This window comes from Lacrimispora xylanisolvens, assembly GCF_002934545.1.
In the GTDB taxonomy this organism is placed as follows: domain Bacteria; phylum Bacillota; class Clostridia; order Lachnospirales; family Lachnospiraceae; genus Lacrimispora; species Lacrimispora xylanisolvens.
The window spans coordinates 336,833-351,197 of sequence record NZ_PTJA01000004.1; the positions used below are offsets into that span (position 1 = coordinate 336,833).

The window sequence follows — 14,365 nt, forward strand, 5'->3', positions numbered from 1 at the left end:
CCTATAAAATGAAAAAAATTATTAACCCTGGAAATCAACGAAAATCATTAACTTTAATTGATAACATCGTTTATTCCAACCAGAAAGATTTAAACGGGAACTCAATGGATTTAAAAATGTCCATCCTGCTTCAGAACGGCAACAGCGAGATGAAACTTGCAGCCGGTGAAGATGACCCGAAAGAAAATCATGAGCTAAAACCAGCCCTTCTGTGGATACCCGGAGGGGGCTGGAGAGGGGTCGATAAAAACCTGATGCTTGGTGAAATGAGTCAATTTGCAGATGCCGGCTACGTAGTAGCATCCATGTATTACAGAAGCAGCGCTGAAGCACATTTCCCAGCGCAGATAATTGATGTAAAAACTGCTATCCGTTTTCTTCGGGCGAATGCTTCAAAATATGAAATTGATCCCAACCGGATTGGAGTATTCGGGCGATCCGCAGGCGGACACCTTGCAGCTTTTGCAGCTATGAACACGGATACGTTTGAAAGTGAAGAATGGTCCGGCTGGTCATCAAAAGCAAACGTCTGCTGCAATATGTTTGGTCCTACCGACGTAGTGGCACTCATGAATGAGGAAGAGAAAAGTTTTAATAATCCCAGCAGCCGCTGGCACCGAATTGAGGATACCCATGGCGGAAAACTCATAGGCGGAGATCCTTCTACCATAAAGGAACGTGCGAAATCGGCAAGTCCGGTTAATTATGTAAATCCAGATATGTGTCCTATGCTCATACTTCACGGTGACAATGATCCGCTGGTTCCCCTGGAATTAAGCAGCGACATTCTATACAGCAGAATCAAAGAAGCCGGTATGGAAGAGAAGGCGGATTACTATATTCTGAAAGGAGCCGGACACGGTTCCAGAGAATTCTTCCAGGACGAGATCAAACAGCTTATGATTTCATTCTTCGATCAGTATTTAAAATAACATGACAAATATGCTCCTTCTGAAGCAGATAAAAGAAGGAGCATATTTTTATCATACAATATCCAGAAAGGTCTTTCTTACCGGTGCAGGAAATGCCTGGTTTATTTCCATGAGCTCGTCCGCCGTCAGCACTACTTCCCACGCCTTTGCATTGTCCAGTGCGTGATCCTTGTTTCCTGTTCGGGGGATGGCCACCACATTGTTATTTCGTATCACAAAAGCCAGAAGAACATTGGAAACCGTACAATGGTGGGCATCTGCAATGCGGATTAGCACAGGGTTCTCATAGAGCCCCTGTTTTAAATCACCCGCCTGTGCAAGAGGACAGTATGCCATGACAGGGACTTTGTGATCATCCATCCACGGGATTAAATCGTACTCAATTCCTCTGGAGGCCACATGATAAAGAACCTGATTGATCTGGCAGTTACTTCCTCCTTTCACACTCCATAATTCCTTCATATCGGCAGTATCAAAATTTGATACCCCCCAACGACGTATTTTCCCTTCTTTTTTCAGCTGCTCCATACATTCCACTGTCTCACTTAAAGGAATACTCCCCCTCCAGTGTAAAAGATACAAATCCAGATAGTCTGTATTCAGCCGCTCCAGAGTTTTGTCACAGCTTTTAAATATATTCTTTCTTCCTGCATTATGAGGATATACCTTAGATACCAGAAACAGGCTGCTGCGGTCAACCCCCTGTATGGCCTCCGAAAGAAGCTCCTCTGCCTTTCCATCCCCATACATCTCAGCCGTATCTAAAAGGGTCATCCCGGCTGAAATACCAGCCTTTAAACTATCCAGTTCTTCCTTTCGTCTGTTTTTTTGTTCACCAAGGAACCAGGTTCCCTGACCCAGAGAAGGTACCGCTGTTCCATCGGGAAGTATTACACATTGATTCTTATTTTCCATTTTCTCCTCCTGTTCTTCTTCTCCATCCCGGGCAGTTTATAATTAATTTTAAGAAAAGCCCATAGACCAGAGAGGAATTGTAAGCATGGATAAAAGTGTGGATATCACCACACATTTGGTTGCAAATACATAATCACAGTCATATTTTGCTGCAAGGATAGCCGATGTACTCCCAGCCGGCATCCCAGTCATCAGTACACAGATTGCCGTAAGGTAAGTCTCCATTTTAAATATTCTGCACAATGCCAGGGTTAAGACAGGCAGAACGATCAATCGCATAAGGGATATAAAAAGAGCATCCCGGTGAATGAGACTTTTTAAGCTCACCTCTGAAAGCATCATACCGATTAGCAGCATAGTCAAAGCCGTTGTACAACTTCCTGCCGAACGGACTGCCCTGTCAAATGCCAGTCCCATTATGTTCAGTATCGTTTGGACAGTAGTCGGCAGATGAGTCATAAAACCTGCATGAAAGGCCTCCATGGGTGTCTGAAATAATAACAGAAACAGGCCGATATAAACGGCCACAATACATGGATGAACAGCTATTTTTTTCACTACTGACTTAAAATCCGGACTTTCCGTAAAGCATGCAATTCCGGCTGACCACATCATAATCCGCATGGGAATAATGAATATAGAAGCATACATCATACCTTCCGCACCATAAATTCCTTCTGCAATAGGCAGGCCTAAGAACCCGGAATTTGAGACTATGGTTGCGTACTGAAGAACCCGTTTTACTGCATGGGGCCTTTTATTATACAATACCCGGCTTAAAACATAACTTACGATCTGTACAAGAACAGACAGGAAAAGGACTGCCCCGAAACGGAGCAGTATTTTACTGTCAAATTTCATACGGAAGGAATTGATAATATTGCAGGGCAGGAAAAAATACAGCACGGCGTCAGTCAGCACCGTCTTACCTGATTCCTTTAAAATACCTTTTCTCTTTAATATGGCACCTGCCCCAGCCAGCAAAAACATCATGCACTGAAGAGACCATAATCCGGTTATATCCATTTTCTCCCCTTTTTTACCCGTTCAGACTCATTCCGGCTCTCAGCATACGAAAGGTGCGCTGTGCCGCTCCCCGATATAGTTCTACCGACCGTTCCATCGCTTCCTCTATGGGCATTGCTCCCTGAATGGTTGTGGTAATACTTTCAATTCCGTATTCATAGATTTTTTCGGCTCCATCACCCATACCGCCTACGATAGCAACCGCTGGAATTCCTTTTTCCTTACACCGCATGCCGATTCCGCTTGGAACCTTTCCAAAGGCTGACTGCCAGTCCATTCTGCCTTCTCCTGTGACGACTAAATCCACTCCCTCCAGCAGAGTATCAAACTGAATCAGATCAAGGACAGTTTCAATTCCTGATTTCATATTGGCATTTAAAAATACGTTTAAAGCGGCTCCAAGTCCTCCTGCAGCTCCAGTCCCCTTTATCTGGTCTACATCAATACCTGTCAGCTCCATAAGCTTTCCTGCGTAGGATATCATATCTTTTTCCAGCTGTTCCAGTATTTCTGGCGTCCCGCCTTTTTGCTTCCCAAAGGTATAGGTTGCACCGTTTTGCCCAGTCAGTGGATTGGTTACGTCACACATGACTGTAAACTCAGTCTCTTTTACCGCCGGGTGAAGCCCGCTTACATCTATGCGGTCCACTTCTCCCAAGTCTCTTCCATAACCAGTCAGCTGGTTTCCTGCTTTATCAAGGAATTTTACCCCAAGAGCAGTCATGGCTCCCATTCCGCCGTCATTGGTTGCGCTTCCGCCGATTGCAATGGCGATCTTTCGATAGCCATCATCCAAAGCAGCTTTAATCAGTTCCCCTGTCCCATAGGTTGTGGTATGGAGAGGATTTCTCTTTTCTGCCGGAACCATGGGGAGTCCGGAAGCCTTTGCCATCTCAATAACCGCATGGCTGCCATGGAACACTCCGTAATCTGCAATTGTCTCTTCCATCAGCGGTCCGTGTACCGAAACCCTGCGGATCTGTCCATTCATGGCATCAATTACCGCCTCTATGGTTCCTTCCCCTCCATCTGCCACAGATACTCCGCTGCACTCACAATCCGGAAAAATACGTTTTGCTTCTTCTGTCAGGATTCCTACTATCTCCACTGATGATAGCGTTCCTTTAAATGAATCAGATGCAAATAAAAATTTCATCGCCTGCCCCTTTCCTCTTACGCCTGAAACGAAAGCAGGCCGGCAGCCTATCAACAGCCACCAGCCTGCCCTCTTTCTACTTATTATATCAATCCAGCTGTTTCCATCTCTTTTCTGATCTGTCCAAGGACAGGACCTTCCGGAGTGGCAACATTGGGTTTGTAAGGAAGTCCAACGTTTCTTCCTCGTAAATTAGCCATATCCTTTGCTGCTACCGGGAAGCTTGCCGGATCCATGGAAAGACGGACCGGATTTAATTTAAACTGAGCTTCCAGAGAGCCTTGTAAATCACCTGCTACGAACTTATTATAAACATCAGTGATCAGCTCCGGCATAAAGTTGGCAGCTGTACAGACTCCGCCTACTGCGCCGTGGCACATGGATGCATATAACAGCGTATCCTTTCCGCCGAATACTTTAAAGTCTGTTCCCCGGGTTCTGCGAATGAACTCTGCAGTCTGGGTAATATCACCGCTGGTATCCTTCATTCCCACAATGTTATCAAATTCCTTTGCCAGACGCTCAACCAGTCCCGCAGACATGGTATATCCCACACGTCCCGGATTGTTGTAAAGCAGCATTGGAGTTTCTGGTACAGATTCTGCAATTGTTTTAAAATGGTTATAAAGTTCTGTTTCTGTTGGCTTTAAAAACATAGGCTGAAGAACGGATATACCTGCCGCTCCGTTCTCTACTGCCATTTTAGCCAGACGGCAGCATTTTTTCGTGCTGATGGCGCCGATGCCAAAGTAAACCGGAACTCTTTTAGCTGCCTGATCTACCATGATCTTTAATCCGCGCTCCATCTCATCATCTTCCACTGCGTAGAACTCACCGTTGCTTCCAAATGCCAGAATTCCAAGAACGCCGCCATTAATTACATAATCAACCTGATCTCTTAATTTTGCTTCATCGATCAGTTCATTTTCATCGATTGGCGTAAGGATTGGCACGATAACGCCTTTAATAAAATCTGTATTCATTATGATTGTCCTCTCCGCCCGGCTTATTTTAATGGTTCTACCGTGGTATTAGCAATTTTCTCGTAATACTTCACGATGCTGGAATGATCCTCTTTGTCAAAACCGTCTGCTTTCAGTCCCTGCATAATCTCCATTAGCTGACCTGTTAAAGGAACCGGAGAACTCACATTATGAGCTGCATTCAGTGCATTGTTTAAATCCTTAATGTGAAGCTCAATGCGGAAACCTGGCTTGAAGTTCCGATTCAGCATCATAGGTGCTTTTGCATCCATGACGGTAGAACCAGCAAGACCGCCGCGGATTGCCTGATATACAAGTTCCGGATCTGTTCCTGCTTTTTTTGCAAAGGTAAGTGCTTCTGATACCGCTGCAATATTTACTGCAACTACAATCTGGTTTGCCAGCTTAGCCACATTTCCTGCACCAAGCTCACCTACATAAACAACGGATCCTGCCATAACCATAAGCATATCGTAATACTTGTCAAACAGATCTTTCTTACCGCCTACCATTACAGATAAGGTTCCGTCAATTGCCTTTGGCTCTCCGCCTGATACGGGGGCATCAAGCATATCAATACCAAGCTTTTCAAGCTCTGCGCCGATAGCTCTGCTCTCGGTTGGATCAATGGAGCTCATATCAATGATTACAGTTCCTGGCTTAGCACCTTCTGCAACGCCGTTCTCACCTAATACTGCGGCTCTTACATGTGGAGAGTTTGGCACCATGGTGATCACAACGTCACACAGGGAGGCTAATTCTTTTCCAGTTTCAGCAGAAGCGGCTCCGTTTGAAACCAGATCTGCTACCGCTTCTTTATTAAAATCAAATACAATTAATTCATGACCTGCTTTTAACAGGTTTTTTGCCATAGGTCTACCCATAATTCCCAAACCGATAAATCCAATTTTCATATGCTTATCCTCACTTTTTCATTCTGTTTGCTGTGACCGATGGGTTATTCCCATCTCTTCTGTGATTATAGATAGAAAATAGTGGTTTCGCTATGGGCGGAATTAACGAATGGAACGAATACATTTATACAAACTCTCTATAGTTTCAATTTGATATCATTTTTATATCATTATCTTTTCATTTTAATTTCATTGTAAATGATATTTTTTCATCTTTCTCCATAATGTGGCCTTACTGATCCCCAGTTCTTTTGCAGTCTTTTCCCGGTTTCCCCCCTGCCTGAAAAGGGTATCTTTTATTTTTACCGCTTCCAGGGGAAATGGAATTTCTTCCTCTCCTGGGGAGGCGTCTTCTGATCCTTCCTCTGTTTCACCCGGATACAGTCTGGCAAGAAGATTTTCCACAACGGCTTCGTCAAGACTCCTCTTTTCTGCTGTCAGGATCAGGCGTTCGCAGAAATTCTCCACCTGAATGAAGTTGCCTTTCCAGGGGTAATGAAGCAATACCTCATAAGCTCCTTTTGTCAGCACATGAAATCTGGAATAATGTTCACAGCAGTCTCTGATTGTTTCCCTGATCTTATACTCTAAATCTTCTTTCCGGTCTCTTAAGGGTGGAATGGTCACTGTCAGCCCCTCAAGAAGATAACAGAGTTCTTTGCGAAACCCTCCCTCTTTTAAAAGCCCGGATAAAGAAACCATGGAAGTTGCCATCACCCGCACCTCTGATCCGGGATACCGCTGCCCTTCTTTTCCCATTCTGTGCTTGTGACGGATAAGCTGGTAAAGTCTGTACTGGTTTGCCTTCGTTAAAGCATGGACATCTTCAATCAGGAGAGATCCGCCTTTTGCCTGGGCAGCTGCGCCCTTATCACCAAATAACAGATCATACTGCGCCTCTTCCTCCAGCCCGTCACAGGAAACATTAACGAAAGGGCCATCTTTATGAAGTCCTGCATTATGAATGCATTGTGCAAGAAGCTGCTTCTCCGTTCCCGGCTCTCCTGTTATGAATACTGCCTTTTCTGAGAGGGCATACAGCTTTGCAAGGCGCACACAGTCCTGCATACTCTTTGATTCCTGTAAAAGATCTCCAAATTCACCAAGCGCTCCGGCTCCCCGTAACGAACTTTTTCCTTTTACCTCCTGTCCCTTACGCTGTTTTCGTTTCATGCGGTGACAGGTGAGTATGACTCCCTCCACCTTTTTTTCAATCACAACCGGCGCTACAATGGCAAATATGGAGGTGCGGTTGATCTCCATAAACAGAGAATAGGATTCTTTTCCGTATTCCAGCACCTGATGAAAGGACTCACCCAAAAGTTCAGGAAATACCTCTCCTGCCGCTTTTAAAAGAATTTCATCCTTTTTCTTTTCCAGAATATCTTCCATGGTTGCATTGATGTCCACAATCATTCCACAGGCATCAAGCCTGGCCACACCGTTAAAGGAATAATCTAAAAGCGTCTCAATCTGGGCAGCACTCCGTTTCTCCACTCCCATGGCATAATCAACGCTTTCCGCCATAGACAGGGCATTTCGCATGGAATCTTCCGTATTGGATAAAAACAGAGATGGGATACCTGCCTCTCCTGCAATCCCTACAGCCGTATCCCCTCCAATAATTAAATCCACTTCGTCAAAAACCGCCTGCCTCGCCATATCATCCAGAAGATCTCCCTTTTCTGCAAAATATGTCCGCATTTCAATTCCGTATATCACATCAAAATAAGACATGTCACAAAACATGTTTTTAAATCCCACCACGCCAAGAACCGGATTGTCTTTTTTAAGAATCTGTTTTGCCTTACTGACTAACAGCGCCATTTCCTGGGCAGTTATAACGATTTCCACTACAGGAATATCTGTGTACTGCTTAATGAGAGAAGCCTGGAGGCCTCTTGCTATCATGATTGTGGCACCGTTTGCAATGGACTGACGGGCTTCAGAAACCGTATCTTCTGTTTTTATTACCCGCATTTCCCCAATCTCATGTTTTTTCTCCTGAAGAATGTTATGCGCCTGATAAATCATCTCTTCTCTCGAAACAAGTAACGCAATTTTTCCCATATGGATTCCTTCCTTCCGTTTATCCTGTCTGGTTCATTTTACTATAAGAAAAAGATGGTGTCCAGCATGTAAAAAGTACGGCCCCCCAGTCTGGAAGCCGTACTTTTATTAATGTATCAGGATTGTCTATCTGTAAATTGGATACATGAGGTTTGCCGCAATTGCTGATGATATAATTCCCAGTATTATGTAAGGAACTGTAAATTTCATTACCTTAGCCGGATTGTACCCCCCTGCTGCAAAGCAGACTGCAGCTTCTCCGGAACCGGAGGGGAATCCAATTGCCAGCATATTGGCAGTTCCGATTGCAAGTATGATTCCACGGGGATCCCAGCCTCCTGCCAGAGCAACCGAAGCTGCAATAGGGATTAAAACTGTCTGGGTAGCCATATTGGAGAGGAATGTAGTCATAATAACAGTGGCAGCAGAGAAAATCAGCATTACAAATATGGAGCTTGGGTTTTCGCCCAGAATGGCAAGAATAAACTGGCCAATTAAGTTTCCTGCGCCGGATTTACCCAGTGCATCTGCAACAACAAGAACACCTGCAATCATCCATACCATATCTGATGTCATGTTTTTCACTACATCTTCCACTTTTGCAATCTTTGTATAGATCAGAATGAGGATACCGATGCCAGGTGCCAGATACAAAAGATTGCCCGTCCACTGGTTTAAAAGCATCATCAGCATTACCATTACAAAAACGCCGTATACAATCAATTCCTGATTACGGGATAACATTTCCACATTTTTTCCATGTTTAAACGCCGACTGGTCGATCTGGTCATCCTTTGGCATCAGCTTCCATGCGAACAGGCAGTAAATTGTAAGTACGATAGTTGGAATCAGGCTATAGATAAATGGATCCAGCATTTTTAATGCAAACTTCGGATCTGCGATAATTCCTTCGTACATGCCGTTTAATGTTGCAAAGTTTGCTGCTCCGATTCCAATGGGAACACGGAATTTCCATGCACACAGAACTCCCAGCAGAGGAAGAAGCAGACGGTTTGCGGTGATTTCTCCTGAATCATCCAGTGTAGATAAAAATACAATCAGAATGGTGACTGCTGCAGTAGAGGGAATAAACTGAACAAATACAGCGCCTACCAGAAAGAAAAATCCAACCAGAAGCATCCCTTTTTTACCCTTAAGAGTGTTTAAGGTTGTACTGATTTTAGCAATCATGCTGGTTCTTGGAAGTACTGCGCTGAGAGCCAGAATTGGCGCAATTAAAACCACGATCTTATTTCCAAAACCACTGAATGCTGTCTGTAAATCTACCACACCTGTTACTGCCAGAATTGCGCAGCAGGTCATGGTTGTTACTCCAAAAGGAACCTTATGAAGGACAAAAGATACCATCATAAATAAGGTCACACCCAAAACAATGTACATTTCCATACTTTTTCTCCTGTCTGTTCTAAATCAATTATTTCATCAGTGCCTTAACCTGCCGTACCCTTTCATGAATAAACTCGGCCCAGATGGTATCATCAAGGTATGGCTGGCTTTCGTGGGTGTATTGTCCTGCGCAGTCAATAATTTCAATCTGGTTTGGATGACTTGGCAGTGCAATATCCACATGAATCTCTTTCAGCTTTTCTTCATCTGAAAAGAAACGCTCTCTAAGATCCGGAGTTAAATATTTACTTATCTTATAATAATCATCATTCATGGTATTAGCCCCCACTCCACCATGCATGGCAACCTGATAGGTTTCTCCATTGACCGGATTACGTTCTTCCCAGAAAAAACTGGTACATCCAATGGTATGTCCAGGTGTGAGCATCGTCCGTATTGTTACATTTCCCAGAACAATTGGCTGGTCATCATCATAAAAGCAATCCGCCTCAAACATCTGTGGATGAGAATCCGGATCTAACACCATAGTCTCCTCAGGACAGGCTTTATAAAATTCATAATCCTCTCTGGAAATATAAAGTTCAGCCTTGGTGAGGGCTTTCATAGCTGCTGCAGCGCCGCAATGGTCAAAATGAGCGTGACTGATCAGTATCTTTTTAATATCCTCAGGCTTATAACCCAGGCGATAGATGGAATCCACAAGCATATACATGCTTTCCGGAATTGCAGTGTCAATCAGAATCAGACCCTCACCCGTATCAATGAGGTAACATCCAACCCAGCTCTGACCTGCTACGAAATATGTCTGGGGTGATACCTGAAACGGTTTTACCTCCAGCTTCCATGGCTCATATGCCAGATCCTTAACAGGATGAGGAATTGGTTTTGTACAGCGTAATGGCATAGTCGTCTCTCCTTTGTGTAAATTAAATAATTTTCTGGTTCATAATTACCTTTTTTTGTTCTTGTTGATTATATGAGATAACCATACCCAATTCAACTTATTAGTTTTTATACAATAACTTAATATCTTTAAGTCGAGATTGGTCATATTTGAAACAATTTTACTATTTTCGTGAAAAACGCATAAAAAAAGATGTCTAATCCGGCATATCACTGCCAAAACTTAGACATCTTTTTTTTCTTTTAGCTGCTCATGAAACCTGTTATCGGACATCCTTCCTTAAAATCAACGTTTCATAACCATCTATTTTACCATCTTCAAAAATTTTTCCAGCCAAAAGCGTGCCTTCTTCGATACAGGAAAGCGTCTTTTCTTCCAGTTTTACCGCCTTTTGACTGTAGTTCTGTATGAACAGGTATTCATATCGTTCTGATTCCCTGGAAGAAATCTCAAGTTCCTCCGGTAACCGCCCCTCAAGAAGCGGCTTTATCCCCGCCTCAATAGTCAGATTACGAAAGAAATCATCATAGAAATCCTGACCTGCATCTGCGCATACATAATAAGCTGTTCCTTTTCCATAAGAATTTTTTGTAAGTGCCGGATATCCCTTATAAAAATCCTTCTCATAAATAAGAAGGGGGACAGCACCAGAAAGGCTGACCAGATCGCAGAGATTTCTGCATTCAAACCGTTTTTCCTCACCAATTCCAGGCAGTGAAACCATATAGTTACAGTCTCCGTCATAGAGACCGTCAATCTCTGTGCTGCGTAGCCCCAGCACATCCATCAGTCCATGGGGAACACCGCCCAGAAAGCACTGGTCCTCTTCATCCACAATACCTGACCAGTAGGTGACCATCAACTGGCCTCCGCCTTGAACAAATCTTTTTAATTTTTCATGAATATGACTTCTGTATAAATAGATCATGGGAGCAGCTACCAGCTGGTAACTGCTTAAATCACTGTCCATGGTAACCACATCCACATTAAATCCCAGCTTTTTTATGGCACTGTAGATTTTTACGCAGGTTTCATGATAAAACAGCCCATTATTTCTTGGTCCCTGGGCATCTTCCATTGCCCACCTGTTTTCTACATCATAGATCACGGCTGCGTTTGACTTCACACCTGTACCAGCTAATTCTTCCAGACAGGAGAGTTCCTTTCCAATCTGGCTGATCTCTCCAAATACCCGTGTGTCGGATCCTCCATAATGATCAATCACAGCCCCGTGAAATTTCTCTGAACAGCCCCTGCTCTGCCGTATCTGGAAATACAGAACGCTGTCGGAACCATGAGCCACTGCCTGCCAGGAAGCCAGCGAAAGAATGCCAGGCGCCTTTAACTTGCTCACCCCCTGCCAGTTGGTGCTGCTGGGACAGGATTCCATGAGGAGAAATGGTTTTTGCTTTAAGCTTCTCATAAAATCATGCTGCATCCCATTGTCCCTTGCTGTCAGAACTTCGTTTTCTTTGTGCCACAACGGATAGGAATCCCATGATATTACATCCACGGTCTGGGCCAGTCTGTGGTAGTTAAGTCCCTTGAAATCATACATGAGATTTGTGGTAGTGGGCTGCAGGGCTCCTGCGGCTCTCAGAGAATTGACTTCCCACAGGGCAAAGTCAGCCGTCTGATCGGTTACAAATCGTTTCCAGTCCAGATTCAGACCATGAACCATGGTCTCACCTATGGAGGATGGGCTTTCAATCTGATCAAAAGATTGGTAGATATGGCTCCAGAATGCTGTGCACCATCTTCGGTTTAGATCTTCTATGGAATCATATTTCTTTTTCAGCCAGAGACGAAATGCCTTCTGACATAAGGAGCAGTGGCACTCCCCCCCGTACTCATTGGAAATATGCCACATAAGCACACCGGGGTGAGAAGCAAATTCTTCTGCTAACTTTTTATTGATCCTCTTTACTTTCTCCCTGTATACGGGAGAAGTAAAGCAATGATTATGCCTTCCTGAAAACAGCTGCCTGCGCCCCGTATCATCCACCCGAAGCACCTCGGGATATTTATCAGACAACCACTTTGGACGGGCTCCGGAAGGAGTCCCCATAATTGTATAAATTCCATTCTGATACAGTTCATCTACCCGTTCCTTCAGCCACCCAAGGTCGTATATCCCCTCTTCCGGTTCCAGGAACGACCAGGCGAACATTCCCATGGTTACTGTATTAATTCCTGCTTTTTTCATATAATCCATATCTTGTTTCAGTATGTCCGGATGATTTAGCCATTGCTCCGGATAATAATCTCCTCCATACCAGATACCAGCATGTTTCATATCCATCTGTTCCTTTCTTAAAAACAGGCGCAGCCACCGAATTTCCGTATCAGGATTCCGGTCACTTCGCCTGTTTGTGTTCTATTACTTATTTAACAGCTCCCGTAATACCTTCCGCAAAGCTCTTTTGCAGGAGGAAGAAAACGATCACTGTTGGGATGGTACACAACAATACAGCCAGCATTAAGGTTCCATAGTCGGTCACATAACCTGATTTTAAGTTAGCCACCATCATCGGCATGGTGATGCTGTTTGCATCAGACATGATTACCTTGGGCCATAAGTAACTGTTCCATGCATTCATAAAAGTAATCGTCATGGCTGCTGCATAAGTGGAGCGCATGGTTGGTATAAACATCCGACAGAAAATCTGGAATTCATTTAAACCATCCAGCCTTGCTGCCTCCATAATGTCCACCGGAAACGATCTCGCACTCTGGCGGAACATCATGATTAAAAATGGGGTGGAAATACTGGGAAGGATAAATCCAAGTGTGCTGTTTAACAGATTTGCCTTTGAAAACATCTGATACAGCGGTATCATAATAGCAGCAAACGGAACCATCATTGCCAGTAATATAATGCTCATCACCCGGTCTTTCGCCTTGTCATGAAAGATTTCAAAACCATATCCTGCAATCGAGCAGATAAACAGCGAAACCAGTGTCATGACAATGGAATATTTAAACGAATTTCCAAGGGCTGCATAAACATTCTGGGAAGCAAACAGCTTTTTTGTATTGTTTAATAATTCTGTCCCAAACATCAGAGTTCCCCTTGATACAGCCACGCTTTTGTTGGTAGCGGCCACCATCATCCAGTACAGAGGAAAAACAGAAAGCAGGGAGACAAACGTTAAAAAACTATATGCCAGAAACTTCTTTCCTTTAGTCACGTTTATCACCTACTTTCATCTGCAAAAATGCCAGAACTGCTACCAGGAACAGAATTAAGTAAGACATTGCTGCTGCATACCCAAAATTGGGTACATATTTAAACGAAACATTGTAAATATAATGTGACATGGTTATTGTGGCATTGGAAGGACCGCCATAGGTTAAGTTTACAGATTCATCAAACAGCTGCAGCGTACCATTGGTTGACATAATTGCTGTCAATAAAATCGTTGGCTTTAAAAGTGGTACCGTGATCCCCCAGAAAGACTGAATGGGAGAAGCTCCGTCAATCTTTGCTGATTCATAAATAGAATACTCAATATTTTGCAGACCGGACAGGTAAAAGACCATGTTATAACCAGTCCACCTCCAGATCAGTGCCAGAATAATGACGATTCTGGCACTGTTTGGATGTCCGAGAAAGTTATATCCTGTGGACAAAAATCCAAGTTTTATGAGGACGATATTAATCAGACCATCCACAGCAAACAGGGAACGGAAGATTACCGCATAGGATACCAGGGAGGTAGCGCAGGGCAGAAAAATTGCCGTACGGAACAACCCCTTAAACCGCAGATCTTTATTATTGAGCAAAGAGGCCAGGATCAGGGCCAGAATCAGCATAATCGGAACCTGAATGATCAGATAAATAAAATTGTTTTTTAAAGCCTGCATAAAGACAGGATCCTGAAACATTCTCACGTAATTGGTCACGCCGGCCCAGCTTAAATTGGCACCCTTCCCTGATTGGAAGGAAAGGAATAATGCCTGAATCATGGGCAGGAAGCTCATGACTGCGATAAATAAAACCGCCGGAGTTAAAAATGCCCAGCCTGCCAGGCTCTGCTTCTGGCCTAATGACAACTTTTTCTTTGAATTGTCCACTGGTAATTCCTCCTTACTGA

At 43.9% G+C, this 14,365-nt stretch carries 12 protein-coding genes; 1 reads left to right on the plus strand and 11 read right to left on the minus strand.

From position 1 onward, the window contains the following. The first annotated feature begins 8 nt into the window (after positions 1 to 8). On the plus strand, positions 9 to 932 hold the full coding sequence (locus tag BXY41_RS09575; RefSeq protein ID WP_104436601.1) for an alpha/beta hydrolase: 924 nt from the start codon (positions 9 to 11) through the stop codon (positions 930 to 932). 51 nt (positions 933 to 983) lie between these two features. On the opposite strand, the gene BXY41_RS09580 is transcribed toward BXY41_RS09575, so the two are convergent. From BXY41_RS09580 to BXY41_RS09630, 11 genes are all read right to left on the minus strand, one after another. Further along, on the minus strand, positions 984 to 1,847 hold the full coding sequence (locus BXY41_RS09580; protein ID WP_104436602.1) for an aldo/keto reductase: 864 nt from the start codon (positions 1,845 to 1,847) through the stop codon (positions 984 to 986). 48 nt (positions 1,848 to 1,895) lie between these two features. Next, positions 1,896 to 2,873 (minus strand): AEC family transporter, encoded by a 978-nt coding sequence (locus tag BXY41_RS09585; protein ID WP_104436603.1) that lies wholly within the window; start codon positions 2,871 to 2,873, stop codon positions 1,896 to 1,898. A gap of 13 nt (positions 2,874 to 2,886) precedes the next feature. Next, positions 2,887 to 4,029 carry a glycerate kinase family protein gene (locus BXY41_RS09590; RefSeq protein ID WP_104436604.1) on the minus strand — a complete coding sequence of 381 codons (1,143 nt, stop codon included), beginning with the start codon at positions 4,027 to 4,029 and terminating at the stop codon, positions 2,887 to 2,889. Positions 4,030 to 4,112: 83 nt separating this feature from the next. Next, positions 4,113 to 5,012 carry a dihydrodipicolinate synthase family protein gene (locus BXY41_RS09595; RefSeq protein WP_104436605.1) on the minus strand — a complete coding sequence of 300 codons (900 nt, stop codon included), beginning with the start codon at positions 5,010 to 5,012 and terminating at the stop codon, positions 4,113 to 4,115. Between the two features lie 23 nt (positions 5,013 to 5,035). Next, positions 5,036 to 5,926 carry a 2-hydroxy-3-oxopropionate reductase gene (gene garR / locus BXY41_RS09600; RefSeq protein ID WP_104436606.1) on the minus strand — a complete coding sequence of 297 codons (891 nt, stop codon included), beginning with the start codon at positions 5,924 to 5,926 and terminating at the stop codon, positions 5,036 to 5,038. Positions 5,927 to 6,115: 189 nt separating this feature from the next. After that, on the minus strand, positions 6,116 to 7,996 hold the full coding sequence (locus BXY41_RS09605) for a PrpR N-terminal domain-containing protein (RefSeq protein ID WP_104436607.1): 1,881 nt from the start codon (positions 7,994 to 7,996) through the stop codon (positions 6,116 to 6,118). A gap of 126 nt (positions 7,997 to 8,122) precedes the next feature. Beyond that, the gene (locus BXY41_RS09610; RefSeq protein WP_104436608.1) at positions 8,123 to 9,403 is read right to left on the minus strand and encodes an SLC13 family permease; all 1,281 of its coding nucleotides are present in this window, start codon (positions 9,401 to 9,403) and stop codon (positions 8,123 to 8,125) included. Between the two features lie 28 nt (positions 9,404 to 9,431). Then, entirely contained in the window at positions 9,432 to 10,268 is an 837-nt protein-coding gene (locus BXY41_RS09615; protein ID WP_104436609.1) for an MBL fold metallo-hydrolase, read from the minus strand. A 262-nt stretch (positions 10,269 to 10,530) separates the two neighbouring features. After that, entirely contained in the window at positions 10,531 to 12,570 is a 2,040-nt protein-coding gene (locus tag BXY41_RS09620; RefSeq protein WP_104436610.1) for a beta-galactosidase, read from the minus strand. Positions 12,571 to 12,652: 82 nt separating this feature from the next. Further along, positions 12,653 to 13,459 (minus strand): carbohydrate ABC transporter permease, encoded by an 807-nt coding sequence (locus tag BXY41_RS09625; protein ID WP_242980138.1) that lies wholly within the window; start codon positions 13,457 to 13,459, stop codon positions 12,653 to 12,655. Beyond that, the gene (locus BXY41_RS09630) at positions 13,452 to 14,345 is read right to left on the minus strand and encodes a carbohydrate ABC transporter permease (protein ID WP_104436611.1); all 894 of its coding nucleotides are present in this window, start codon (positions 14,343 to 14,345) and stop codon (positions 13,452 to 13,454) included. The genes BXY41_RS09625 and BXY41_RS09630 overlap by 8 nt, the downstream gene beginning before the upstream one ends. Between the last annotated feature and the right edge of the window lie 20 nt (positions 14,346 to 14,365).